Source organism: Enterocloster sp. 210928-DFI.2.20 (genome assembly GCF_020554465.1).
GTDB lineage: Bacteria > Bacillota > Clostridia > Lachnospirales > Lachnospiraceae > Enterocloster > Enterocloster bolteae.
The window spans coordinates 37,987-64,196 of record NZ_JAJCHK010000016.1; the positions used below are offsets into that span (position 1 = coordinate 37,987).

Here is a 26,210-nt window from a genome sequence, read left to right on the forward strand (position 1 = left end):
ATGATATGGTACCGGAGACTCTCTTTTAAAACCAGGGTATTTCTGGGCTGCCTTCTGGTGGCTTTGGTGCCCCTTACATTTTCAAGTGTTGTGATGATGCGTCTGTTTACTGCCTCAATCAACCGCCAGATAACCGTGGACGGAAACCAGCAGCTGGAAGAAGTCAGGGAACGGTTTACCCAGCTGTTGGAAAATTGCCAGAAAGCTTGTGAAACGCTGACAGAGGACGGTTCTGCGGCATGGGTCATGATTGACAATAAGACCATAGAGTTCCAGAAGGATTTGTATTTGTCCATGTACCAGGCGGTTCAGGAGATATACAGCCATGCGCAGTTCAGTATCTATGATGCGGGCGGGAAACTGCGTTTTACCACGGATACGGCGCCCAAGAGCAGCCGTCTGCCTGTGAACTGGGGACTGCTCAACAAGGCGTCGGGGGAGCAGGGAATCACCTATTACAGGACAGATCCTTACCTGCCGTCCTCCGGCAGCGACGTGCTGATGCAGGGTGCATTTTCACTGGAGAGCACCCACGGGGCCAGGACCGGGTATGTGGTGCTGGACTTTACCAGGGAAAATTTTGACAACCTGCTGAACGGTTTTTATTCGTCCGGTGATACACTGCTGGTACTGGATTCCCACCAGAAGCCCCTCTACTGTTCCAGGCCGGAATACGGGGAACGTGAAATCAGTGATATAATCGGGCATACCATATCGGGCCAGGGCGGGACGGAAAAAGAGGGGGTATATACCAGATATCTGTGGACCAGGGAACCTTCCCAGGGCTTTTACATCCTGCTGCGCTGCTCCGCTCCCATCAGCGCCCCGGCCGTGCGCACCATGGGTACGGTGAGCCTTGCGCTGTCCGGCCTGGGACTGGTGCTCTGTCTTTTCATATCAGGCGCGTTGTCCCGGAGCATCGGCCAGCCGGTGAGCCTGTTGGACAAGGCCATGGCAAAGGTCAAAAAAGGGGATTTGTCCATCCGCATCCGCACCAACCGGCAGGATGAACTGGGCAGGCTGACAGAGAGTTTTAACCAGATGACCGGGGACCTGCAGAAGTACCTGGATGATACGGTGCAGAAGCAGAAGGATTTAAATAAGACCACGCTTAAGCTGTACCAGACCCAGCTGAACCCTCATTTTCTCTATAATACCCTGGATTCCATCAAGTGGAACGCCAGAATCAACCAGGTTCCGGAGATTGCAGTGCTGGCGGAAAACCTGGCTGTCATTCTGAGAAAAAGCATATCCAGCCGGCCTTTTATCACACTCAGAGAGGAGCTTGAGACCATCGAGAGCTATGTGGAGATACAGAAAATACGTTTTACAGGGCGGTTCCTGTATGAGACAGAGATACCGGACCAGCTGGAGGACTGCATGGTGCCCAAGATGATCCTGCAGCCCCTGGTTGAAAACGCCATCATCCATGGACTGGACGGCTGCGGACACGGCTACATCTGTATTTACGCGTTCCAGAAAGAGGGGATACTTAACATATCGGTGACAGACAACGGATGCGGCATGAGCCGGGAGATGGAGGACTGGATTAACAGCGACGCTCCGGCAAAGAGGGACGGCCATCTGGGATTGTACAATGTTATCAACATATTGAAAATATATTACGGACAGGAGTACGGTGTGAAGGCGGCTGTCACGGAGGATGGGACCACCATCACCCTCAGGCTGCCGGTTCAGAAGGAGGTACCGGATGTATAAAGTCATTGTGGTGGAAGACGAGACAATGGTCAGGCGCGGGATTATCCTGACCATTGACTGGGCGGCACTGGACTGTGTGATTGCAGGGGAGGCTGCCAACGGGGAGGAGGGGGCAGAGCTGGCGGTCCGCCTGTCCCCGGATATAATTGTGACGGATGTGAAGATGCCCAGAATGGACGGCGTGGAGATGATAACAAAACTGCGGGAACAGGGCTGCCGGGCCAAATTCATTATTTTGACGGCCTACAGCGATTTTAAATACGCCCAGAGCGCTCTCAGGCTGGGAGTCAGCGACTATCTGTTAAAGCCTTTGAGGGACGGCGATTTGGAACAGGCGGTGAGGCACATCAGAGAGCAGATGGAAGAACATCCGGCAAAGGAGGAGGAGACAGACACGGCTCCGGTCCTGCGCTTTCATTCCGATAAAAAATCCAAGAATAAGTATGTGGAGGCAGCCACCCGGTATATCAGGGAGCATTACCGGGAGGATATCACCATCAGCACCGTGGCCTCTTTTCTGGAAATCAGCGAAGGCTACCTGAGCCGGGTCTTTAAGAAGGAAACCGACTACACCTTTACCAACTATCTGGCCTATTACCGGATGCAGATGGCCATGAACCTGCTAAAGGACTGCCGGGTAAAGGTATACGAGGTGGCGGACCAGGTGGGCTATTCAGACACAGCGTATTTCAGTGCGCAGTTTAAGAAGATACTGGGGGTGTCGCCGTCCGAGTATCAGGACAGGTGCAGATAGCGGCGGGGGTTCACAGAGGTTATAAATAGGAAAAACAGGGAAAAATGTAGTACTATACATTGAAAAATTCTTATGCTATACTTATTGAGGATGTCTGTCCCTGCCGGGATGGAGGTCCGGATATACCGGTTTAAGGCATTTCCGGGGTTTTGGAAACCAGGCCGGCAGCGCAAGGGGGAACCAATCACTATGTTGGGATTTAACGATATATTAGGACATGAACAGATAAAGGAACATTTCCGCAACGCAGTGCAGACAGGGAAGGTTTCCCATGCTTATATACTGAGCGGCGAGGCTGGAATGGGAAGGAAATCCCTGGCCAATGCATTTGCCCTCAGCCTGCTTTGCGAAAAGGGGATGGAGGAGCCCTGTATGCAGTGCCATGCCTGCAAACAGGTACTTTCCGGAAATCACCCGGATCTTATTTACGTGACACATGAAAAGCCCGCCAGCATCGGCGTGGACGATATAAGGGAGCAGATTAACGATACCATCCAGGTACGTCCCTACAGCAGTTATTATAAGATATATATAGTGGATGAGGCGGAGAAGATGACCGTACAGGCCCAGAACGCCCTTCTTAAGACCATTGAAGAGCCCCCGGCCTATGCGGTTATCCTGCTTTTGACCACGAATCAGGACGCGTTTCTGCCCACCATCCTGTCAAGGTGTGTAAAGCTTAAGCTGAAGCCTTTAAAGGACAGCGTGGTAAAGGAATATCTGATTCAGTCTCTGGGAGAAAATGAGAGCGAGGCTGATATATACGCGGCTTTTGCCAGAGGCAATCTGGGCAAGGCCATCCACCTGGCCCAGTCGGAGGAGTTTGGGGTGATGTACCGGGAGATGCTTCATCTGCTGAAGCACATCAAGGATACGGATATATCCGAGCTTTTAGACTACATCCGCAAGGTTAAGGAGGAGAACCTGGATATCAGGGAATGCCTGGACTTTATGCAGATGTGGTACAGGGATATCCTGATGTATAAAACCACAAAGGATATTAACCTGCTGATATTTAGGGATGAATTCTCCGCTGTTAAGAGTGTCAGCACCACAAGCGGCTATGACGGTCTGGAGAAAATTCTGGAAGCCATTGACAAGGCCAGAATCAGGCTGGACGCCAACGTGAACACCGAACTGGTCATGGAGCTGATGCTTCTTACCATGAAGGAGAATTAGGACGTGTCAGGGCTGCAAGAGAAGGAGAACACAGAATGATTACAGTAATCGGGGTGCGCTTCCGCACCGCAGGAAAGATATATTATTTCGACCCCGCAGGCCGCCAGATTAAGACAGGCGACCATGTTATCGTGGAGACGGCCAGGGGGATTGAGTACGGGTATGTGGTTCTGGGCAACCGGGAAGTGGATGAATCCAAGGTGGTTCCGCCCTTAAAATCAGTGATCCGTATGGCCACGGATGAGGATGAGACGGCAGAGGCCAGGAACAAGCAGAAGGAGAGGGATGCCTTTAAAATCTGCCAGGAAAAAATCAAAAAGCATCATCTGGATATGAAGCTCATTGACGCCGAATACACATTTGATAATAATAAGGTCCTGTTTTACTTTACCGCCGACGGCAGAATTGATTTCAGGGAGCTGGTGAAGGATCTGGCCAGCGTGTTTAAGACCAGGATTGAGCTGCGCCAGGTAGGCGTCAGGGACGAGACTAAAATTATGGGAGGCATCGGCATCTGCGGAAGGGCGCTGTGCTGCCATTCCTATCTGTCTGAATTCATTCCTGTTTCCATCAAGATGGCAAAGGAACAGAACCTGTCCTTAAATCCCACCAAGATATCAGGCGTGTGCGGACGCCTTATGTGCTGCCTTAAGAATGAAGAGGAGACATATGAGGTATTAAACAGCAAGCTGCCCAATCCCGGAGACTATGTGACCACAAGCGACGGGTTAAAGGGCGAGGTGCACAGCGTCAACGTGCTGCGCCAGCAGGTTAAGGTCATAGTGACCGTGGAGCGGGACGAAAAAGAAATCAGGGAATACAAGGTGGACCAGCTTAAGTTCAAGCCCAGGAAAAAGAAGGGCAAGGGCGGCGGAGAAAAGCATGGAGGCGACACGCCGGACGCAGAGCTTAAGCAGCTGGAAGCCCTTGAAAAGAAGGAAGGAAAGTCGAAGCTGGATGACAACTGATACAGTTACGGTGAAACACACTTGGCGTCAGGAAGGAACCATTATGCTGCGGGACGACGAGCGGATCGATGATTTGCAGCGCAACCATTATGGAATCATCCAGAGGAAGGGCGCATTCTGCTTCGGCATGGATGCCGTCCTTCTGTCCGGCTTTGCCGTTGTGAAAAAGGGGGAAAAGGTGCTGGACCTGGGAACAGGCACAGGCATCATTCCTATTCTTCTTACCGCCAAGACAGAGGGAAGCCACTTTACCGGCCTGGAGATACAGGAAGAGTCCGCGGACATGGCCAGACGGAGCGTGGCATATAATCATCTGGAAGGCAAGGTGGACATTGTCACCGGCGATATAGTGGAGGCCAGCAAGTTGTTTGCACTGGCTTCTTTTGATGTGGTAACCACGAATCCCCCCTATATGAATGAATCCCATGGGCTTAAGAATCCGGGGGATGCCAAAGCCATTGCACGCCATGAGGTTAAATGCACGCTGGAGGATGTGGTGAGGGAGGGAACCCGGGTCCTGAAGCCGGGAGGCCGTTTTTTCATGGTCCACAGGCCCAGACGGCTGATTGAAATTATCACTGTCATGAAGCGCCATGGCCTGGAGCCCAAGCGCATGAAGATGGTCCATCCTTATGCGGACCGGGAGGCCAATATGGTGCTCATAGAGGCTGTGAGGGGAGGCGGTCCTCTCCTTAAGATGGAAGCTCCGGTCATTGTCTTTGACCAGAATGGGGAGTATTCCCCGGAGATACGGACCACCTACGGATATTGACGGATGATGGCAGCGTCCAAAGAACAGACGCTTAAATGTTCCGGGAACAGACGCTTAAGCATCCAAAGAACAGAAGGGAGAGGGCCATGGCAGGAACACTATATCTCTGCGCAACGCCAATCGGCAATCTGGAGGATATTACCTTCAGGGTACTCAGGACATTAAAGGAAGTGGATTTGATTGCGGCAGAGGATACGCGCCACAGCATCAAGCTTCTGAATCATTTTGATATAAAGACTCCCATGACCAGCTACCATGAGTATAACAAGGTGGACAAGGCCAGATACCTGGTGGGCCAGCTGGAAGAAGGGGTGGACATAGCCCTGATTACGGACGCGGGCACCCCCGGCATATCGGATCCGGGAGAAGAACTGGTAAGGCAGTGCTATGAGGCGGGAATCCAGGTCACCTCTCTTCCTGGTCCGGCAGCATGTATCACGGCCCTTACCATGTCAGGGCTATCCACCAGGAGATTCTGCTTTGAGGCGTTTCTGCCCTCTGAGAAGGGGGATAAGAAGGAGCGGGCCAGAATTCTGGAGGAGCTGAGGCAGGAGACCAGGACCATTATCGTATATGAGGCGCCCCACCATCTGGTGAGAACACTTGAAGATTTATATAAGGTCCTTGGGGACAGGAACATAACCATATGCAGGGAGCTTACGAAAAAATATGAGACAGCCTACAGGACCACGTTCCGGGATGCCCTGGAACACTACCATGAGGAGGAGCCTAAAGGAGAGTGTGTCATAGTAATAGAAGGAAAGCCTCTGGAGGAGCTGCGAAAGGAGCAGATAAGCCGCTGGGAAGAGATGGAAATTCAGGAACATCTGGCCTTCTATACGGACCAGGGCATGGATAGGAAGGAAGCCATGAAGGCAGTGGCCAGGGACCGGGGAATCACAAAGCGGGATGTGTACCAGCAGCTTCTGTGATGGGGACGCAGACAATATGGGATGAGAATGATTTGGAACGATACGCAAAGAGATAGAGAGAACCTGCGGCGTATATGCCTTCTGATGTTGAGAAGGAGCCGCAGGTTCTCTCTATGTACGTGCTTTGATTACTCGGTGACATTAAGGCCGGCTAATTTAGCCAGTGCGACAACGGACTGACGCGATACTTTTTTGCCTTCATATTCCAGCAAATCGTCAGTGCTTCCAGTGAAGATGTCAGCACATTCTGCCTTCTTCAGGATGATACAGTCATCCTGAACCGTGATTTCAAGACCATCTTTCACATCCAAATCAAGGCTTCTTCTTAATTCGATGGGAAGGGTGATTCTGCCGAGTTCATCCAATTTACGGATAACACCTGTAGTTTTCATGGTTAATACCCCCTTGTGAAATGTATTCGCCCCATTTGTACAAGTTTAACTTACCAAATTCAGGGAGCAAAGTCAATATATGTAAATGTCAGAATTGGTAAGAAATGTAAGAGAACAGTAAAGTTAACAAAAAGCGACAAAAATATTTCTTGACAAATACTTACGTTTCCTGTAGTATTACTTTGATGTTCAAAGTATTTCCTCTGAGCAAGCAAAAGAAGGAAGGCATGAGTCCGCTGATTGCTGATGGATTCGGGATGGGTAAGAAGAATGACAACAAGAATCGTAGGAACCGGTTCATATGTACCGGAGCAGATTGTGACCAATGACGACCTTGCAAAGATTGTGGAGACCAACGACGAGTGGATCCGCAGCCGGACGGGGATAGGGGCGAGAAGGATTGCCACCAGCGAAAGCACCTCCTATATGGCGGCTGAAGCCTCAATCAAAGCGCTGGAGAATGCAGGCGTAAAGCCTGAGGAAATAGACCTTATACTGCTGGCCACCTCATCGCCGGATTACTGTTTTCCCAATGGCGCATGCGAGGTACAGGGCCGCATAGGCGCGGTAAACGCAGCCTGTTTTGACCTGAGCGTGGCCTGCACCGGATTTGTCTATGCGCTGAATACAGCCCATGCATTTATAAGCAGCGGCATCTATAAGACAGCTCTTGTGATTGGCGCAGACGTGCTCAGCAAGCTGATTGACTGGACGGACCGGGGAACCTGTGTGTTATTTGGAGACGGCGCAGGCGCAGTGGTGGTAAAAGCCGATGAAAACGGTATTCTGGGAATGAACATGCACTCAGACGGAACAAAAGGCGGAGTGCTGACCTGCGGTTCCAGGACCAATGGAAATTTCCTCATGGGCAAGAAGCCGGAGCTGGGATATATGACCATGGACGGCCAGGAAGTATTTAAATTTGCAGTAAAAAAAGTACCGCAGTGCATAATGGAAGTACTGGACGATACAGGCGTAAAGGCAGAGGATGTCAGGTATTTCGCAATCCATCAGGCCAATTACCGGATCATTGAATCCATAGCAAAACGCCTGAAGGTAAATGTGGACCGTTTCCCGGTGAATATGGAACACTACGGCAATACATCAGGGGCATCAGTTCCCCTCCTTTTAGATGAGATGAACCGTAAGGGAATGCTGTCAGCAGGAGACAAAGTGGTGCTGTCCGGATTCGGCGCAGGCCTTACCTGGGGTGCGGCCCTGTTAGAGTGGTAAAAATAAAATTATAATATAAATCAAGAAAATGTAAAAGGAGAACAACAACCATGTTAGAGAAGATGAAAGAAATTATTGCAGAGCAGTTAAGCGTAGAGGCAGATACCGTTACAGAGGCTTCCTCCTTCAAAGAAGATTTAGGCGCTGACTCCTTAGACCTGTTTGAGCTGGTTATGGCTCTGGAGGATGAGTATTCTGTAGAGATTCCTGCTGAGGATTTAGAGCAGTTAACCACGGTCGGAGAGGTTATGAACTACTTAAAGGCCAAAGGCGTAGAGGCATAAATAGCAGATAGGGTTTGACAACGGCGTGTGGATGAATTGAAGCACGCTGTTACTTTAATAGGGGAAAGCCCAGGAAATGTAGAACTGGAGGTAGAACAATGAAAACAAGAATTACAGAAATGTTAGGAATTGAATATCCTATTATTCAGGGCGGCATGGCCTGGGTAGCAGAACACAACCTGGCAGCAGCCGTATCCGAAGCAGGCGGTTTCGGACTGATTGGCGGTGCCAACGCACCGGGGGAAGTGGTGCGCGACGAGATCCGCAAGGCCAGGGAGCTGACAGATAAGCCTTTTGGCGTCAATGTCATGCTGCTGAGCCCCCATGCGGAGGATGTGGCAAAGGTGGTTGTGGAGGAAGGCATCAAGGTGGTTACCACCGGTGCCGGAAACCCCGAAAAATATATGGAAATGTGGAAGGCAGCAGGCATTAAGGTGATTCCTGTGGTAGCAAGCGTGGCCCTGGCCCGCCGTATGGAGAAGTACGGGGCGGACGCAGTGGTGGCTGAGGGCATGGAGTCCGGCGGCCATATAGGAGAGCAGACCACCATGACGCTGGTTCCCCAGGTAGCGGACGCTGTTTCCATTCCTGTTATCGCGGCAGGCGGTATCGGAGACGGAAGAGGAATAGCCGCGGCCTTTATGCTGGGCGCAGAGGCAGTCCAGATGGGAACCAGGTTCGTGGTTGCCAAAGAATCCATTGTACATGAGAATTATAAGCAGCGCATTATCAAGGCCAAGGATATTGATTCCACGGTCACAGGACGCAGCCACGGCCATCCTGTAAGAGGACTCAGGAACCAGATGACCAGGGAATACATCAAACTGGAGCAGGAAGGCAAGTCCTTTGAGGAGCTGGAGTACCTGACTCTGGGAACCCTGCGCAAAGCGGTTATGGAAGGCGATGTAAACGGCGGAACCGTTATGGCCGGACAGATTGCAGGCATGATATCCAAGGAGCAGACCTGTAAGGAGATGATTGAGGAAATCATGGCACAGGCAGGTAAGCTGATGGGCTGGAACTAATACCGCACGGCGTATTTTGCCAGCAGGAACCAGTTGATTGGGACAGGATTTAGGATAAGGAGATAACAGGTATGAGCAAGATTGCATTTATTTTCCCTGGACAGGGAGCCCAGGCCTGCGGAATGGGCCAGGATTTCTATGAGCAGACTGAGACCGGAAAAAGAATCTTTGACAAGGCAACAGAGTTAATGGGATTTTCCATGCCCCAGCTGTGCTTTGAGGAAAATGACAGGCTGGATATCACGGAATACACCCAGGCAGCCATGGTAACCGCCAGTATCGCCATGATGCGTGTTCTGGAAGAAAATGGAATTAAGCCGGATGTGGCCGCGGGACTCAGCCTTGGAGAGTACTGCGCCCTGGCAGCTGCCGGAGTCATGAGTGATGAGGATGCCATCCGTACCGTCCGCCAGAGGGGAATACTTATGCAGGAGGCCGTACCTGTGGGCGAGGGCGCCATGGCAGCTATCCTGGCCCTGGACGCTTCTGCCATTGAAGAAGTGACAGGAGCCATGGAAGGCGTGTGGATTGCCAATTATAACTGTCCGGGACAGATTGTAATTTCCGGTGAGAAGGCTGCTGTGGAAGACGCCTGTGAGAAGTTAAAGGCAGCCGGAGCAAAGAGGGCAGTGATGTTAAATGTCAGCGGACCCTTCCATTCCGGTATGCTGGCAGATGCAGGCGAGAGGCTGGGAGAGGTCCTTTCCCAGGTGGAGCTTCATGAGCCGCAGATTCCTTATGTGGCCAATGTGACGGCACAGTATGTTAAGAGCGCCGCAGAGGTAAAGGAGCTGCTCACAAGGCAGGTTTCATCCTCGGTCAGATGGCAGCAGAGCGTGGAAGCCATGATTGCGGACGGCGTGGACACCTTCATCGAGATTGGACCAGGTAAGACCCTGGCCGGCTTTATGAGGAAAATAAGCAGGGACGTGAAAACCCTCAATGTGGAAAAATTAGAAGATATCAGTAAAGTAGCGGAAGCACTTAAGTCATAAGCAGGAGGAGAGACCATATGCTGGAAGGAAAGATTGCACTGGTAACAGGCGCAAGCCGCGGAATCGGCCGTCAGATTGCCCTTACACTGGGCCGGGAAGGCGCATCCGTAATCGTGAATTATAATGGCTCTGCGGCAAAGGCAGAGGAAGTAGTGAAGGAAATCGAAGCAGCAGGAGGCAAGGCAGAGGCAGTTCAGTGCAATGTTTCCGATTTTGAGAGCTGCGGCAGGATGATGGCGGACGTGGTTTCCAGGTATGGCCGTCTGGATATCCTGGTGAACAATGCGGGAATCACCAGGGACAACCTGCTTATGAAGATGTCAGAAGAAGATTTTGACGCTGTCATAAGCACGAACCTGAAGGGCGTATTTAACTGCATCAAGCATATTTCCCGCCAGATGTTAAAGCAGAAGGCAGGAAGAATCATCAACATCTCCTCCGTATCAGGGGTTCTGGGCAATGCAGGCCAGGCCAATTACTGCGCGGCCAAGGCCGGCGTCATCGGCATCACCAAATCAGCTGCCAGGGAGCTGGCCAGCAGGGGAATCACGGTAAATGCAGTGGCTCCTGGTTTCATTGCAACGGAGATGACCGATGTTCTCAGCGACAGCGTAAAGGCAGCTGCCACGGAGCAGATTCCAATGAAACATTTCGGAAGTACCCAGGACATTGCAGAGACAGTTGCTTTCCTGGCTTCTGATAAGGCAGGATATATCACAGGCCAGGTCTTAAGCGTAGACGGCGGAATGGCCATGTAGGATGACCTGGAATATTTTCCGGGCTGAAAAGAACAGGAGTGAGATAGTATGAAAACAAGAGTAGTAGTAACCGGTATGGGTGCCATTACTCCCATTGGAAATGATGTGGAGAGCTTCTGGCAGGGACTTAAGGATAAGACAGTTGGAATCGGCCCCATTACTTATTTTGATACAACCGATTATAAGTGCAAGCTGGCAGCAGAGGTAAAGGGATTTGATCCAAAACAGTACATGGATGCCAAGGCAGCCCGCCGTATGGAGGCATTTTCTCAGTTTGCGGTGGCAGCATCCAAGGAAGCCCTGGAGCAGTCCGGCATTGATATGGAGAAGGAGGATCCCTACCGAGTAGGCGTGTGCGTGGGATCCGGCATCGGCTCTCTCCAGGCCATGGAAAAGGATGTAAAGAAGCTTAACGAGAAGGGACCCAGCCGTGTGAACCCCCTTCTGGTGCCACTCATGATAAGCAACATGGCCGCAGGCAATGTTGCCATCCAGTTCGGGCTTAAGGGAAAATGCTTCAACGTGGTAACTGCATGCGCAACCGGAACCCATTCCATCGGTGAGGCGTTCCGTTCCATTCAGTACGGCGAGGCGGACGTGATGGTGGCCGGCGGAGCAGAGGCCAGCATTACCCCTATCGGCATTGCGGGATTTACCTCCCTTACAGCCCTGAACACCACAGAGGACGCTTCCAGGGCATCCATCCCCTTTGACGAGGACAGAAATGGTTTTGTTATGGGCGAGGGAGCCGGCGTGGTAGTGCTGGAGTCCCTGGAACATGCAAAGGCCAGAGGAGCCAATATCCTGGCAGAGGTAGTTGGATACGGCGCCACCTGTGACGCCTTCCACATCACTTCCCCTGCAGAGGACGGAAGCGGCGCAGCCCGTGCCATGGAGAACGCCATGAAGGATGCAGGCATGGCTGCGGAGGATATTGACTATGTCAATGCCCACGGCACCAGCACCCATCACAATGATTTGTTTGAGACAAAGGCCATCAGACTGGCTTTGGGAGACCATGCGGAAAAAGTGAAGATTAACTCCACCAAATCCATGATTGGCCATCTTCTGGGAGCAGCAGGCGGCGTGGAGTTTATCACCTGTGTGAAGTCCATCCAGGATGGATTTGTCCATGCCACAGTAGGACTTGAGAAGCCGGGAGAGGGCTGCGATCTGGATTACACCATGGGCGACGGCGTTTCCATGAACGTGGATGTGGCCATCAGCAATTCCCTTGGATTTGGCGGACATAATGCCAGCCTGATTGTGAAAAAGTTCAGCGAATAATAGGAGGCCATGAGCTATGAACGTAGATGAAATCATAAAATTAATGCAGGCAGTTTCAGACAACGGGCTGACCAGCCTGGAGTTAAAGGAAGGAGAGCTTAAGCTTTCACTGAAGCGCGAAAAAGAGATGCCTCAGATTGTAACGGTAAGCGCTCCGTCCCCAGACGCGCCGTCCATGCAGATGGCAGCTATGCAGAACGGCCTGGCAGCTCCATCCATGATGTCCCCGGCCATGATGCCTCAGGGTGTGATGATGCCTCAGGCAGCCCAGGACACGGCTGGCCGCGCTGATATTGGTTCAGACAAGGTAGTTACTTCCCCCTTGGTGGGAACCTTCTACAATGCTTCTTCACCGGACGCTGCTCCTTTTGTACAGGCAGGAGATACCGTGAAAAAGGGCCAGGTACTGGGAATTATCGAGGCCATGAAGCTGATGAATGAGATTGAGAGTGAATACGACGGTATCGTGGAAGCTGTCCTTGTGAACAACGAGGAAGTGGTGGAATACGGCCAGCCATTGTTCCGCATCAAATAATACCAAAAGACGGAGGGATTTAAGGATATGTTGATGGGAGTTAAAGAAATCCAGGAGATCATACCGCACAGGCATCCTTTCCTGCTGGTGGATTGTATTGAGGAGCTGGAACCAGGCGTGCGCGCCGTGGGATATAAATGCGTGACCTATGATGAGTCATTTTTTAAGGGACACTTTCCGCAGGAGCCGGTTATGCCGGGCGTGCTGCTGATTGAGGCCCTGGCCCAGACAGGGGCAGTGGCTATTCTGTCCCAGGAAGGGTTCAAGGGAAAGGTGGCTTACTTTGGAGGCATCGAAAAGGCTAAGTTCAAACGCAAGGTAGTGCCGGGCGACAGAGTAAAGCTGGAGTGCGAAATCATCAAGCAGAAGGGACCGGTTGGCGTGGGAAAGGCCACTGCGACGGTTGACGGAAAGCTGGCGGTGAGCGCAGAGCTAACATTCATGGTAGGTTAGGGAATCGAGGGAGAATGCCGATGTTTAACAAGATTTTGATTGCCAATAGAGGTGAGATTGCGGTCCGCGTTATCCGGGCCTGCCGTGAGATGGGAATTCAGACCGTGGCCGTATATTCCGAGGCTGACAGGGACTGTCTTCACACCATGCTGGCCGACGAGGCTATCTGTATCGGGCCCGCAGCCTCCACGGACAGTTATCTGAATATTGAGAGGATTCTGGCAGCCACAGTGGCCATGAAGGCGGACGCCATCCATCCGGGATTCGGCTTCCTGTCTGAGAATGCCAGGTTTGCCAAGCTGTGCGCCGAGTGCAATATTGCGTTTATCGGGCCCAGCGCGGAAATTATCAATAAGATGGGCAATAAATCCGAAGCCCGAAAAACCATGATGGAAGCAGGGGTGCCTGTGGTGCCTGGCAGCAAGGAACCGGTCCACGCGGCTGAGGACGGTCTGGCCATGGCAAAAGAAATCGGCTTCCCGGTGATGATTAAGGCGTCATCCGGCGGCGGCGGCAAGGGCATGAGGATTTCCAGAAGCCCGGAGGACTTTACCGAGCTCTTTAACGCGGCCCAGATGGAGTCGGTGAAGGGATTTTCCGACGACACCATGTATATTGAGAAATACATTGAAAAGCCAAGGCATGTGGAGTTCCAAATCATGGCCGACAAGCACGGCAATGTGGTCCATCTGGGAGAGCGTGACTGCTCCATCCAGAGACGCCACCAGAAGGTGCTGGAGGAAGCTCCCTGTGATGTGATTTCACCCGGCCTGCGAAAAGCCATGGGCGATACCGCCGTAAAGGCAGCCAAGGCAGTGGGATATGAGAATGCGGGAACCATAGAATTCCTTCTGGATAAGGATAAGAACTTTTATTTCATGGAGATGAATACCAGGATTCAGGTGGAGCATCCTGTTACTGAGATGGTTACGGGAATGGACCTGATTAAGGAGCAAATCCGGGTGGCTGCAGGGGAAACCTTAAGCGTCAGCCAGGAGGATGTGAGGATTGAAGGCCATGCCATTGAGTGCCGTATCAATGCCGAGAATCCCTCTAAGAACTTCATGCCATGTCCGGGACGCATCACCAATGTTCACATTCCCGGAGGCAACGGAGTCCGCGTGGACACCCATATTTACAATGATTATAAGGTGCCTGCAAACTATGACTCCATGCTGATGAAGCTGATAGTATATGACAAGGACCGGGAGGCGGCCATATCCAAGATGCGCAGCGCCCTGGGCGAGGTAATCATAGAGGGAATAGAGACAAATATCAACTTCCAGTATGAAATCCTGGAAAATGACGCATTCCAGCAGGGAGATACAGACACCAGCTTTATTGAGAAGCATTTCCCGGACTATGTGCGGTGATTTTGTGCCGCTGACGGGAAGGAAACATCGACCATACTAAATTGTTAAAGACCCCGCTAAGTATGGCGAAGTGCTTTCGCACATTAGCGCCTGGAGGACAGGAGCTGGCGTGCGCAGTGCAAATGCGCGGTACAAGTGCGCGATGCAGAAAGGAAATTGCTATGTTGCGGAACATGTTCAAAAAAACGTATACGAAAATAGATACGAAATATAAGCCCCAGACCGGTTCCGACCAGGAGCCGGTGATCCCGGAAGGATTATGGCGCAAATGTAATAAGTGCGGGCAGCCAATCTATGTGGAAGACGTAAAGAACAATTACTACGTATGTCCCAAGTGCAACGGCTATTTCCGTGTTCATGCATACCGCCGTATCGAGATGCTGGCTGATGAGGGAACCTTTGAGGAGTGGAACAAGGAAATGCCTTTCTCCAACCCTCTGAATTTTCCGGGATATGAGAAAAAGGTCATAGCTGCCAGGGAAAAGAGCCGCCTCAACGAGGCCATTGTCACCGGCAAATGCAAAGTTGACGGAAATCCTGCGGTAGTTGGCGTCTGCGATGCCCGTTTCATTATGAGCAGCATGGGCCATGTGGTGGGTGAGAAAATCACCGACGCAGTAGAGCGGGCCACCAGGGAAAAACTGCCGGTTATCCTCTTTGCCTGCTCAGGCGGAGCCAGGATGCAGGAGGGCATTGTATCCCTGATGCAGATGGCCAAGACCTCGGCTGCCTTAAAGCGCCATCATGAGGCCGGCCAGCTGTTTATCAGCGTACTTACCGACCCTACCACAGGAGGCGTCACGGCCAGCTTTGCCATGCTGGGCGACATTATCCTGGCAGAGCCTCATGCGCTGATTGGTTTTGCGGGTCCCAGGGTTATTGAGCAGACCATTGGGCAGAAGCTGCCGGAAGGGTTCCAGCGTTCTGAATTTCTGCTGGAGCATGGATTTGTGGATAAGATTGTGGAGCGGAAGGACCAGAAAAGGGTCATTGGCCAGATTCTGTATATGCACCGCAGCCACAAGATGAACATAGGGTTAAAGAGTCCGGTGGAGACAACCAGGACATTTGTGGATAAACCATCCCAATTGCAGGCGGATAGTGGAAAAACTGCCTGGGATACCGTGCTTCTCTCCAGGAAGTCCGACCGTCCCGTTGCAACGGATTATATCAACGCCCTGTTTGATGAATTCATTGAATTCCACGGGGACCGGTATTTTAAGGATGATGGAGCCATTGTGGGCGGCGTTGCCATGTTCCACGGTATGCCCGTGACGGTCATCGGACAGCAGAAGGGCAAGAACACCAAGGACAACATTATCCGCAACTTTGGAATGCCGTCCCCTGACGGCTACCGCAAGGCGCTGCGCCTGATGAAACAGGCAGAGACCTTCAACCGTCCGGTTATCTGCTTTGTGGATACGCCGGGAGCCTTTTGCGGGCTGGAGGCAGAGGAAAGAGGACAGGGCGAGGCCATTGCCAGAAACCTGTTCGAGATATCAGACCTCAAGGTGCCTGTGCTCTCCATTGTAATCGGAGAGGGAGGGAGCGGCGGAGCATTGGCCATGGCTGTGGCCGACGAGGTGTGGATGCTGGAAAATGCCATTTACTCCATCCTTTCACCGGAGGGATTTGCCTCCATTCTGTATAAAGACAGCAAGAAGGCGCCGGATGCCGCCAAAGTCATGAAGGTGACGGCTAAGGACCTTTTACAGCTTGAGCTGATTGAACGCATCGTGCCTGAGGAAGAACCAGCATGCACGGACAATCTCTACCGTCTCGCTGAATATATGGACAGCGCCATGGCAGAGTTCTTTAAAACGTATCTCGCCATGAGCGATGAGGAGCTTAGGGAGCACAGGTACCAGAGATTTAGGAGAATGTAATGAGTGAGTTAAAACCATTGGTAATCGGGGATTTAGTAGTTGAAAAACCAATCATCCAGGGAGGAATGGGGGTAGGCATCAGCCTGCACAGGCTGGCCGGTGCCGTGGCAAAAGCCGGCGGCATGGGCATTATCTCAGCTGCCCAGATTGGTTTCAGGGAGCCGGATTTCACCACCAATTTCGTGGAAGCAAACTTAAGGTCCATCCGCAGGGAGATGAAACTGGCCAGAGAAATCGCACCCCAGGGCGCGATTGGTTTCAATATCATGGTGGCTACCAAGCACTATGACATGTGGGTTAAGGAGGCTGTGAAGGCAGGCGCTGACATTATCATATCAGGTGCCGGACTTCCTGTGTCCCTGCCGGAATACGTGGAAGCTGCCTATGCCGAGATGGAGAAGAAGCCGGACCGCAGGATCAAGCTGGCTCCCATTGTATCATCTGCCAAATCAGCCATGGTCATCTGCAAGATGTGGGACAGGAAATGCCACATTGCCCCGGATCTGGTTGTGGTGGAAGGACCGCTGGCCGGAGGCCATCTGGGATTCTCACTGGACCAGTTATCTGCCTATGGCGCCGACACTTCCGATGTGCCGGCCACCTATGACCGGGAGGCCTATGACCGGGAGGTAAAGGCTGTCATAAAGGTAGTGGAGGAATATGGAGCCAAGTATGGCAGGCATATACCTGTGGTCACTGCCGGCGGCATATACACCCATGAAGATGTGATGCACCAGCTTGAGCTGGGGGCTGACGGCGTCCAGGTTGCCACCAGGTTTGTGACGACCCAGGAGTGCGATTCCTCTGACGCCTATAAGCAGGCTTATATAAATGCGGGAAAGGAAGATATTGTCATCACCCAGAGTCCTGTGGGCATGCCGGGAAGGGCAATCTTAAATCCTTTCTTAAGTCAGATAAAGGGCGGCACCAGGCCGGCCATCAAGTCCTGCTTCCAGTGCCTGGAGCACTGTGACATCAGGACCATTCCCTACTGCATTACCATGGCACTGGTATATGCGGCGGAGGGCGACACGGACCATGGCCTTTTGTTCTGCGGAAGCAATGCTTACCGTGCGGAAAAAATTGATACTGTGGATAACGTTATGAAGGAATTAACAGGAGAGCTGGCTTAATGCCGGCTCTTTTTTCCTTATTTTACAAGGAATTTATGTTATCCGGTACAATGGGACAACCCTTATCCCCAGATAATTAACAAAGATATCCACAAGTTATCCACATTATCCACCATCGGATATCCAGGGCTGTCCCATGACCTTCCATCTGTCATTTTTATTACGGTTCTCTTTCATTTTCCGCCTGCCCATTGACCCTCAAAAGGGTAGGTCTTAAAATATAGCTATGAAAAAACTGAATGAAACAGAGGGTGTGAAGATGGAAAAAGCGTTGGCGGAGAAAACAGGGGGGTATCTCATAGGTGACGTTGCCCAGATGGTCGGTCTGAGCAGGGATGCCCTGCGTTTTTATGAGAAAAAAGGAATCATCCGTGCAGATAAGAAGGAAAATGGGTACAGATATTATTCAGAGGATGATATCTACAGATTGATGTACATACTTTATCACAGAAAAATGAATACCAGCCTGGAAGAGATAGGAGGTCTTATGAGCGGACAGAACTCCACATCCGCTATGAGACAGCATGTCAGGCAGCGCATGGCCGAGGAGGAGGAAGCCCTCAGGCGGCACAGCCAGGCAATCATGAGGCTTAAGCTGGTGGAAAAGGATATAAGCCGCATAGAGGCGTGTATGGGCAGGTATTCCATAAGAAAATTCCCCAAAGCATTTGTCATGGCCAACTGTTCCGACCTGCAGGAGGGGTTAAGAACGTGGTTTAAGCTCTCCTCTACCATTCCGGGACTGGATATGGCTTATTTTTATAATGTACTCACATACACGGGACAGGACCTGGAGGAAAAAGGAACCCAGCTCCTGCTCTATGAGGGACTGGAGAAGGGGCTGGGCCAGGAATTTGACCGTAGTCTGTACTCTATGACGGAGGAGCCGGAATGTATCTATACCATTATTGAATCAGAATATACCCTTCCGGATTTTGATATGATTCACAGGATGGTCCAATGGGCCCATAAACATGGCCTGGAGCCCATGGAGTGCGTATACGCCAATGATATGACGTCCTTTTTCGCAAAGGACAGGACTACATATTGTCTGGAAATCTATATGCCTTTTAAAAGGATTGCATCGCCGGTATGATACGGGTAAGAGTTCTTACCCGTATCCGTATCCGTTATCAGCCGGTGTATCCTTACCCGTTATCAGCCGCAGTTTCCTTGCCGTTGTCCTCATCCTTTCTGGGAATGCCGAAGTTCTGGATGAAGTCAATCATAAAGGAGGATACGGTCACTGTTATAAGCGAATATACGATACGTCCTGCGGGAATATACGACAGGGACAGTACCAGTACGGATACGTCCGTCAGCAGGTATGCCCTGGATATGCGGCAGCCCGTAACCTTGGAGATGACCAGGGCCAGGGCGTCGTCCCCGGCGCAGGAAGCTCCCTGGCGGACCACCAGGCCGCATCCGGTACCGATGAAGCATCCGCCTGCCAGAGCCGCCAGAAGGGGGTAGTCAGCCAGACTTGGAAGTACCGGGGGAAACAGTTCCCAGAGCCGGAAGAATCCGGCCATACATATGGTTGCGAAGATGGAGGTCTTAAGGAATTCCTTGCCCAGGAAACGAAAGCCCAGGGCATAGCTTAAGGCGTCCAGCACAGGTGACAGTATGGAAGATGACATGCCGAACCAGAAATGAAAGAGCAGAATCAATCCCAGAATACCTCCCTCCGTTATATCCGCCTGCTGGTGGATATTGTAGATGCCAAAGGTGGTAATGGCTGTACCAAGGATGATGGATAACACAGTCTTTGGGGGAAAGGTTATGGATAATTCCTGTACAGCGCGGCAAGCCAGCTTCTTCAGCTGCTTCATAATAAAACGTCCTTTCTGTAAATAGGTTATAAAACCGGTTAGGGGCGGTCCGGGAATCCAAGGGATTCCGGGCCGCCCTGTTATGTTGTACTACCAGTATACCTCATGTACCCCGGGGGATGTCAAGTGGGGATTTTCTCCATTCGGATGTTTGATTTTCATTATACGGATGTTTTCATGTAATCCCACCTGATAATTCATCCGGTAATTCTGCAGGTGACTTACCTGCGCGGTTCTGGCTTGACTCTCCCGTTAGTCCAGTTTTTCCGTGCCTGAATCCAGGATTCTGCCCTTGCTGTCTGTCTTGTAGTATACATCGTCGGAATCCTTTACATTCTTCTTGTTCTTTACCAGCTTACCGGAAGTACTGATGAGATAGGTTTCATCCTTATAGGTAACCGGCTGATACTTGGTGCCCTCCTCGGCTTCCAGCCTTCTTCCCTTCACGTAGATGGAATCACCGTCAATGCCGTCTGTTCCGGCCCCTCTTTTGCTGCCGGATTTCTCAAAGCTGTAGTAGTACTTGTCGCCGTCGATTTCCATGGTCATGGTGCCTGTTTTCATGGCGCCTTCCTTAGGAGAATCACCGAAATAGTATACGAATACGCCGTCCTCGTCCTCATCCGGGAGTTCGTCCACGTCCTCAATCTCCTCAGCAGATCGGATGGTCTTTCCATTCTCCTCAAATTCAATGCGGTAGAGACCCTGAAGCATTTTTCCGTTTACATCAAATCCGTAGTACTGTCCGTTTATTTTTTTAATCTGGGCCGTTACCAGGCTGCCGTTTGACTCTGCGTAGAACCAGTGGGCCTCATCATCGTCGTGGGCCTCCGGATCCACATCCTCGCTGGGAACGGTCTTAAACCAGCCGGTGGACATCCAGCATTCTTCCTCTGTGTTATAGTATTTGTTTACGGTAGAGGAGGAGGCGGTGCCGGGATTGTTATACCATTCAAAGTGGGCTGCGCCGTTTTCATCAAATCGGTATTTCCGGCCGTTGATTTTCTTGGAGTCGTTGTCCGCGGTCTTTTTGCCGTTGGTGGAAAAATAAAACCAGTATCCATCCCCTTCCCTGTCGTCGTCCTCGTCATTTACAGCTGTGATATATTTCCATCCCGTGGCCATGCGGCCGTCGCCGTTATCGCTGCAATAATACATGCCGCTCTTCCAGGCATCGTCATCCGTCAGCATTTCGCCGCTCTCGTCAATCCATCCGTAGAGCATGCGTCCTTCGTCGTCAAAGGTAAACTTTGCCTGTCCGGTGGAGGTGGGAAGGGTAACGAACTTCACATTGTCACTGCTTCCGGATTTCTTTACAGCCTTGCCGTTGGACTGGAAATAGTACCACCACTCATCCGGTTCGTCTGAGCCTGCGTCTTCATTTTCAATAGAGCGCCACTGGTTAGTGACCATTGCCCCTGCTGAGTTGACATAGAAATAATTGTCATCGTCCTCAATCAGCTGGTTTTTAGCCATGTTTCCGTCGGAATCCAGATAGAACCAGTTGTTGCCGGATTTCTTGAATACATCGGTGGCTTTGCTGCCATCGTTGTTATAATAGACCCATTCGCCGTTTTCCTCAGCCCATCCGGTGGCTGCAAATGATACCAGTGCGCTTCCCAGGGTCAGGGCCATGGCTGCACATGGAATCAGAAACCATTTTGCCTGTCTTTTCATAATCATGTCTCCTTTCAGTCTGTCATTCAGTCCATTGATTTCAGGATTATCACCTTAATTGTCTTTTAGGGGGATGCGGCTGCCGTTTCGCCGGTGTTCTGGCCGGCGCCGCACGTTGTCATCACTGACATGGTGAGAATATACTATGGAGCCGCTCCAGGGTCAATAGAAGTTATGTAAACGTAATGAACTGTAAATTTTACGCAAGCCCATGTAATAATTCTTACGGAGAAAGCGCAATTATGAATATTTGGGAATGATTGGGTGAAATAGTTCATATGGGGTGCCGATATGGGAATATATAGCGGGACCGGGAATAGAATGGAATAAGAATGCCATGAAACAGGCGGAGAAACATGCTGAATTATTTATGGGCAGGAATGACACTGACAGGAATACTCTGGGGGGCGCTTCACGGTCAGATGACGGCGGTGACCGATGGGGCAATCCAGGCATCGAAGGAGGCTGTGACGCTGTGCATCACCATGCTGGGTGTCATGACCCTGTGGACAGGGGTGCTGGAGATCGGGCACCGCTCCGGACTGGTGGACCAGCTGGCAAGAAGAATGGGACCGGTACTCACCTTCCTTTTTCCAAGGCTGGACCCGGATGGGGAGGCAAGGAAACAGATAAGCGTCAATATGATTGCCAACATACTGGGCCTGGGATGGGCCGCAACGCCGGCCGGCTTAAAAGCCATGGAAGAGCTGAAAAAGGTGGAGGAGGAGCGCGGGATGGGCGGTGCGGCCAGGCAGGAGGGGACTGCCAGCAATGAGATGTGTACATTTCTCATTATCAACATATCCTCCTTACAGCTTATACCCATGAATATGATTGCATACAGGAGCCAGTATGGAAGCGTAAATCCCACAGCCATTGTAGGGCCTGCCCTGGCGGCTACCTTTATCAGCACAGTGGTTGCGGTGATATTCTGCAGGATTATGGACCGGTAGGTTCAGGCGGTGCATTGTAGTATGCCGAAAGAGACGGTATACTGGATACAACAGATGAAGGGAGGTGGCTTTATGTTCCGCATCGGAGCATTTTCAAAGCTAACCAGGGTATCGGTAAGGATGCTTCGCTACTATGATAATGCAGGGCTTTTAACGCCTGCTGTTATTGACAAATTTACCGGGTACCGGATGTATACCACAGACCAGATACCTGTCCTGCAGAAAATATGCCTGCTCAGGGATATGGGCTTTAATGTGACGGAGATCGGTGCTGTAATGGAATGCTGGGAGAGCAGCGGTGTGACAGAATATCTGGAGGACAAGAAAAGACAGCTTTTAGATTCAATCCGGCTGGAACAGCAGCGCATACGGAAGATAGAAATTGCCATGAGAGATTTTAAAGAAAGCACCATTGAAACCCATTATAACGTGACCATAAAGTCTGTTCCCGGCTGTAAGATTTTGTCCCTGAGGAAAACTGTGGCAGATTATTATTGTGAAGGGAGGCTGTGGGAACAGCTCTATGCCTTTGTGAGGGAAGAACAGATAAAACTGAGCCCAGGCACTAACAATCTTGCCATTTATCACAATGGGGGGACCACGGAGGACGGAGTAGATATAGAGGTGGGGGTTATGGTGGAAAGAGAAGGAGCGGACAAGGGCGGTTTCTGCTACAGGGAGACAGAGCCTGTGGAGGATATGGCTTGTATTATGGTCTATGGTCCATATGAAAATATCGGATTATCCTATCATGCCTTTGCCTGCTGGATGGAAGAACACCGCCAGTATGAAATAGCCGGGCCAAGCCGGCAGATTTGCCATATAGGCTCCTGGGATGAATCTGATTCCCAGAAATTCCTTACAGAAGTACAAACACCGGTCCGGCGCATATTGACTCTGACACCGTGAGAGGGTTTAAACTCAGCCTATATCAAGTGAAGGAGGTTTCAGTATGAAACAATTTACAGTAAAACAGATTGGCACAATGGAAATGGGCAAGGATGGTATGTACGTAAAGCTCCTGCCGGAATACATCCCGGCCCTTAAGTCCCTGGAGGGCTTTGGACATGCAGACATACTCTGGTGGTTTGACGGCTGCGACGATGAGGAAAACAGGAGCGTACTTGAGGCGGAAAGCCCCTATAAGCAGGGGCCGGATACAATGGGCATATTTGCAACCCGGTCCCCCCAGAGGCCTAATCCCATTGCCCTTAGCGTGGTGCAGATTCTCTATATAGACCATGAGGCCGGTGTTATCTACATTGCTTATGCAGATGCCAGGCAGGGAAGTCCTGTGCTGGATCTAAAGCCGTATACCCCCAGTCTGGATCGGGTAGAGCATCCCCAAGTGCCGGACTGGTGCGGCCATTGGCCCCGGAGCCTGGAGGAATCCGGGGACTTTGACTGGGAAAATGAATTTAACTTCTAGGCCGGAGGCCATCATATACTCTTAAGTTGAAAGGAAACATTAAGAAAACCTCAACACGATGGAGAGGCCTTTGTGCTAAAATAAAAAACATATGGATTAATATGGAATTTGAGAGTATGAGGTGGATGATATGAGGATATTGGGGAAGGCTGGAAAGATGGGAGAGATTGGAGAGTCGGGAAAGACGGGAGGGCTGGGAAAGACAGAAGGACCGGGAAAGACGGGAGGGCCGGGAAGGACCGGAGCGTCGGGAAAGTCTGCAAAGTCGGTAACGAAGGGAAAGAGGGCGGCAGCATGCGCGGCGGCGGCCATTATAGGCGCCATGTCGCTGTTTGCGCCGGCAGCAGCTTACGGGGCCCAGCCCTGGTCACTGGAGAACGGGCAGTATGTGGATGCGTCAGGAGCGCCCATAGCAGGGGCGCTGGAAAAGGGCATCACCGTGACCAAGTACCAGAACCGGGCCAATGAAAACGGTATAGACTGGTCCAGGGTGGCATCGGACGGCGTGTCATTTGCCATGATACGGGTGGGCTATTATAAGGATAAAGACCCTTATTTTGACAGGAATGTCACAGAGGCATTTGCAAACGGCATTCACACCGGGGTGTTTTTCTATACCCAGGCTCTGGACGTACAGACCGCCATTGACGAGGCCAATTTCGTGCTGAAGGTAATTAAGGATTTCCCCATATCCTATCCCATTGCCTATGATGTGGAATCCCAGCATCTTCTGGACAACGGACTGACCAGGCAGCAGATAACAGACAATGTAAACGCATTCTGTAAGACCATTTCTGATGCCGGGTATCATCCGGTGGTATATGGGAACAATGAATGGCTGACCAGAAATATGGACACCGGCCAGATTCCCTATGATATATGGTATGCCAGATACGGGACTGTGAACAGTTATCCAAACCGCACTATCTGGCAGTGCACTGATACCGGTTCAGTGGATGGCATTAACGGCAATGTGACCATCGAGCTGGCATTTACGGATTACAGTGCCGTGATTCCTGCTGACGGATGGAAGCATGTGGACGGCAGATGGTACTACATGAAGGGGTATGTGAAGCAGACAGGATGGGTTGAGGTGGATGGTGCCTGGTATTATCTGGACACCAATGGCGTCATGATTCATGATACTACCATGGATATTGATGGTGTGTCCTATACCTTTGACTCAAATGGAGTTATGGCGGAACTGACAAGATAAAAAAATATGATTTAGGAAGGTTTCATAAAATACCGGCATACCAGAGAGTTTCACCCTTCTCTGATATGCCGGTATTTCTAGGTTATAATCCGAATTCACTAAACAGACGATCCTGGTACTCACGGTCCGATGCAGCCCGTACGATGTCCTCCATCCTTCCGGCTTCTGCCAGCTTTACAATAAGAGCATTGACACGCCCCTGCCCCTGTTTTACACCTTGCTCCATTCCTTGTTCTATACCCTTCTCAATTCCTTTTTCAATTCCTTTTTCTATCCCTTCCTCCAAAAGCATCTTTCCTAATACAGTCATTCCAATCCTCTCCTTTATTCGCTCTAATTCATTTCTGCTCAAAAACTTTACAGCCAGTGCATACAGTACGGACTGCATCCTTTTTCTCTCATCAGCGCTTACTTGCAGTTCTTCACACTGGAGAAACTCCATGCCCTGATAAATACGCTCACTCATTTCCATATCCCCTGACATCAATGGCGTCAGGAGCAGGGGAAAAATGTCACGGCGGCGCAGTCTCTTACCTTTATGGATTTTCTGTCTCAGTTTTTTAAAGACCTTATCGGCATTCCTGTCCCTTAGCCGTACCACCTCTATCCTGTAGACACTGTCCCCATTAATCAGTTCCTTTTTCTGGATCTTTGTATTGGAAGTACAGATCACGGTTGTCATTACAGGAGCACTGTATATCATTCCTATGTATGCTTCATATTCCCGGAAGCGTCTTAAATCCTGTTCCGTGATGTTGTCGCTCTCAAACTCCAGATGCCGTATTGCTCCCTTTTCCATGATGAAATTAAAATCCTCTTCCAGCCTGCGCATCTCCAGATGAACATGCTCCGTAGGCGCAACTGTAAGGATTTTTCCCTTTACGCCTATATAGGGAAGCAGATCCTCCCCGAAAAACTGAGCTGCTGTTTTCATTACCTTGTCCTCCAACTGACCGAATCCATTTGTTTCTCCCTGCTCACGCAGGTTTCTTTCACCCATACAGCCTCCTGTTCCGGCAAGCCATATAAGAACCTATCCCCATTATAACGTTTTCTCTTAAGCCAGACAATAGCACCTTTGCCTTTTATATATTAGCAGATTCATTGTGTAGTTTATGATAGAATGGAAATCATTGCCCGACACATACGGGGCAGAATACTAAGATGGATCATTAAGACCCAGATACATATAGATATTATAAAATATAGGATAATGAGCGACAGATACTTATATTCCTCTATCGTCTGGTTGTTACAATATAACATTATATGCACACAAAAGCAAGCATCAAGGGTTAATTTATAAATCTGCAGAATTATGAATCCATTACGAATCACTGCATCTTTGCATGAATTAATACTTGACAAATTGCCTCCCCGGACATATAATCCTAGAAAACCTAGTGACAAACTATGAATAAATAA

26 protein-coding genes are annotated in these 26,210 nt (G+C 50.7%); 22 read left to right on the top strand and 4 right to left on the bottom strand.

All coding sequences use genetic code 11. From position 1 onward, the window contains the following. The 6 genes from LI015_RS15450 to rsmI all read left to right on the top strand — a co-directional run bounded on the left by LI015_RS15450 (position 1) and on the right by rsmI (position 6,324). Positions 1-1,719 (top strand): histidine kinase, encoded by a 1,719-nt coding sequence (locus LI015_RS15450; RefSeq protein WP_118019475.1) that lies wholly within the window; start codon positions 1-3, stop codon positions 1,717-1,719. Next, positions 1,712-2,473: a response regulator transcription factor gene (locus LI015_RS15455; RefSeq protein WP_002570809.1), complete on the top strand. Its 762-nt coding sequence runs from the start codon at positions 1,712-1,714 to the stop codon at positions 2,471-2,473. Before LI015_RS15450 ends, LI015_RS15455 begins: the two co-directional genes overlap by 8 nt. A gap of 189 nt (positions 2,474-2,662) precedes the next feature. Next, the gene (gene holB, locus LI015_RS15460; protein WP_227125563.1) at positions 2,663-3,652 is read left to right on the top strand and encodes a DNA polymerase III subunit delta'; all 990 of its coding nucleotides are present in this window, start codon (positions 2,663-2,665) and stop codon (positions 3,650-3,652) included. Between the two features lie 35 nt (positions 3,653-3,687). Continuing rightward, a complete protein-coding gene (locus LI015_RS15465) occupies positions 3,688-4,620 on the top strand; it encodes a PSP1 domain-containing protein (protein ID WP_002565791.1) in 933 nt (310 codons plus the stop codon). Then, positions 4,610-5,392, top strand: a complete 783-nt coding sequence (locus LI015_RS15470) for a tRNA1(Val) (adenine(37)-N6)-methyltransferase (protein WP_002592518.1) — start codon at positions 4,610-4,612, stop codon at positions 5,390-5,392. The genes LI015_RS15465 and LI015_RS15470 overlap by 11 nt, the downstream gene beginning before the upstream one ends. A gap of 86 nt (positions 5,393-5,478) precedes the next feature. Next, positions 5,479-6,324 (top strand): 16S rRNA (cytidine(1402)-2'-O)-methyltransferase, encoded by an 846-nt coding sequence (gene rsmI / locus LI015_RS15475; protein ID WP_002565793.1) that lies wholly within the window; start codon positions 5,479-5,481, stop codon positions 6,322-6,324. Positions 6,325-6,452: 128 nt separating this feature from the next. On the opposite strand, the gene LI015_RS15480 is transcribed toward rsmI, so the two are convergent. Continuing rightward, positions 6,453-6,716 carry an AbrB/MazE/SpoVT family DNA-binding domain-containing protein gene (locus LI015_RS15480; RefSeq protein WP_002565794.1) on the bottom strand — a complete coding sequence of 88 codons (264 nt, stop codon included), beginning with the start codon at positions 6,714-6,716 and terminating at the stop codon, positions 6,453-6,455. Between the two features lie 270 nt (positions 6,717-6,986). On the opposite strand from LI015_RS15480, the gene LI015_RS15485 reads away from it, so the two are divergent. The 12 genes from LI015_RS15485 (at position 6,987) to LI015_RS15540 (ending at position 18,774) form a co-directional block, all read left to right on the top strand. Beyond that, positions 6,987-7,949, top strand: a complete 963-nt coding sequence (locus LI015_RS15485; RefSeq protein WP_054354689.1) for a beta-ketoacyl-ACP synthase III — start codon at positions 6,987-6,989, stop codon at positions 7,947-7,949. 50 nt (positions 7,950-7,999) lie between these two features. After that, a complete protein-coding gene (acpP, locus tag LI015_RS15490; RefSeq protein ID WP_002565796.1) occupies positions 8,000-8,233 on the top strand; it encodes an acyl carrier protein in 234 nt (77 codons plus the stop codon). A gap of 98 nt (positions 8,234-8,331) precedes the next feature. Then, the gene (gene fabK / locus LI015_RS15495; RefSeq protein WP_002565797.1) at positions 8,332-9,258 is read left to right on the top strand and encodes an enoyl-[acyl-carrier-protein] reductase FabK; all 927 of its coding nucleotides are present in this window, start codon (positions 8,332-8,334) and stop codon (positions 9,256-9,258) included. Positions 9,259-9,329: 71 nt separating this feature from the next. Then, positions 9,330-10,253 carry an ACP S-malonyltransferase gene (fabD, locus tag LI015_RS15500; protein WP_002592522.1) on the top strand — a complete coding sequence of 308 codons (924 nt, stop codon included), beginning with the start codon at positions 9,330-9,332 and terminating at the stop codon, positions 10,251-10,253. Between the two features lie 17 nt (positions 10,254-10,270). Next, positions 10,271-11,011, top strand: a complete 741-nt coding sequence (gene fabG / locus LI015_RS15505) for a 3-oxoacyl-[acyl-carrier-protein] reductase (protein ID WP_002565799.1) — start codon at positions 10,271-10,273, stop codon at positions 11,009-11,011. Between the two features lie 48 nt (positions 11,012-11,059). After that, complete coding sequence (fabF, locus tag LI015_RS15510) at positions 11,060-12,298, top strand: beta-ketoacyl-ACP synthase II (protein ID WP_002565800.1); 1,239 nt, start codon at positions 11,060-11,062, stop codon at positions 12,296-12,298. Between the two features lie 16 nt (positions 12,299-12,314). Further along, positions 12,315-12,833 (top strand): acetyl-CoA carboxylase biotin carboxyl carrier protein, encoded by a 519-nt coding sequence (gene accB / locus LI015_RS15515; protein WP_002565801.1) that lies wholly within the window; start codon positions 12,315-12,317, stop codon positions 12,831-12,833. Positions 12,834-12,860: 27 nt separating this feature from the next. After that, positions 12,861-13,286: a 3-hydroxyacyl-ACP dehydratase FabZ gene (gene fabZ, locus LI015_RS15520; protein ID WP_002570805.1), complete on the top strand. Its 426-nt coding sequence runs from the start codon at positions 12,861-12,863 to the stop codon at positions 13,284-13,286. A 20-nt stretch (positions 13,287-13,306) separates the two neighbouring features. Then, entirely contained in the window at positions 13,307-14,659 is a 1,353-nt protein-coding gene (locus LI015_RS15525) for an acetyl-CoA carboxylase biotin carboxylase subunit (RefSeq protein ID WP_002570804.1), read from the top strand. 161 nt (positions 14,660-14,820) lie between these two features. Beyond that, positions 14,821-16,545: an acetyl-CoA carboxylase carboxyltransferase subunit alpha gene (locus tag LI015_RS15530; protein WP_227125565.1), complete on the top strand. Its 1,725-nt coding sequence runs from the start codon at positions 14,821-14,823 to the stop codon at positions 16,543-16,545. Beyond that, complete coding sequence (locus LI015_RS15535; RefSeq protein ID WP_227125567.1) at positions 16,545-17,678, top strand: NAD(P)H-dependent flavin oxidoreductase; 1,134 nt, start codon at positions 16,545-16,547, stop codon at positions 17,676-17,678. The genes LI015_RS15530 and LI015_RS15535 overlap by 1 nt, the downstream gene beginning before the upstream one ends. Before the next feature lie 259 nt (positions 17,679-17,937). Next, complete coding sequence (locus LI015_RS15540) at positions 17,938-18,774, top strand: MerR family transcriptional regulator (protein ID WP_002565806.1); 837 nt, start codon at positions 17,938-17,940, stop codon at positions 18,772-18,774. Between the two features lie 52 nt (positions 18,775-18,826). Here the strand turns inward: LI015_RS15540 and LI015_RS15545 are convergent, their stop codons facing one another. Both LI015_RS15545 and LI015_RS15550 read right to left on the bottom strand, forming a co-directional pair. Then, complete coding sequence (locus LI015_RS15545; protein WP_002565807.1) at positions 18,827-19,510, bottom strand: YitT family protein; 684 nt, start codon at positions 19,508-19,510, stop codon at positions 18,827-18,829. 252 nt (positions 19,511-19,762) lie between these two features. After that, the gene (locus LI015_RS15550) at positions 19,763-21,187 is read right to left on the bottom strand and encodes a cell wall-binding protein (protein WP_207660737.1); all 1,425 of its coding nucleotides are present in this window, start codon (positions 21,185-21,187) and stop codon (positions 19,763-19,765) included. Positions 21,188-21,543: 356 nt separating this feature from the next. On the opposite strand from LI015_RS15550, the gene LI015_RS15555 reads away from it, so the two are divergent. From LI015_RS15555 to LI015_RS15570, 4 genes are all read left to right on the top strand, one after another. Further along, complete coding sequence (locus LI015_RS15555; RefSeq protein WP_002565809.1) at positions 21,544-22,140, top strand: hypothetical protein; 597 nt, start codon at positions 21,544-21,546, stop codon at positions 22,138-22,140. Positions 22,141-22,161: 21 nt separating this feature from the next. Further along, positions 22,162-23,049 (top strand): MerR family transcriptional regulator, encoded by an 888-nt coding sequence (locus LI015_RS15560; protein ID WP_227125569.1) that lies wholly within the window; start codon positions 22,162-22,164, stop codon positions 23,047-23,049. Between the two features lie 43 nt (positions 23,050-23,092). Further along, complete coding sequence (locus tag LI015_RS15565) at positions 23,093-23,569, top strand: SAM-dependent methyltransferase (protein ID WP_227125571.1); 477 nt, start codon at positions 23,093-23,095, stop codon at positions 23,567-23,569. Between the two features lie 130 nt (positions 23,570-23,699). After that, positions 23,700-24,785: a glycoside hydrolase family 25 protein gene (locus LI015_RS15570; protein WP_227125573.1), complete on the top strand. Its 1,086-nt coding sequence runs from the start codon at positions 23,700-23,702 to the stop codon at positions 24,783-24,785. A gap of 82 nt (positions 24,786-24,867) precedes the next feature. Here the strand turns inward: LI015_RS15570 and LI015_RS15575 are convergent, their stop codons facing one another. Beyond that, positions 24,868-25,785, bottom strand: coding sequence for a hypothetical protein (locus LI015_RS15575; protein ID WP_227125575.1), 918 nt, complete (start codon positions 25,783-25,785; stop codon positions 24,868-24,870). Positions 25,786-26,210 lie beyond the last annotated feature (425 nt).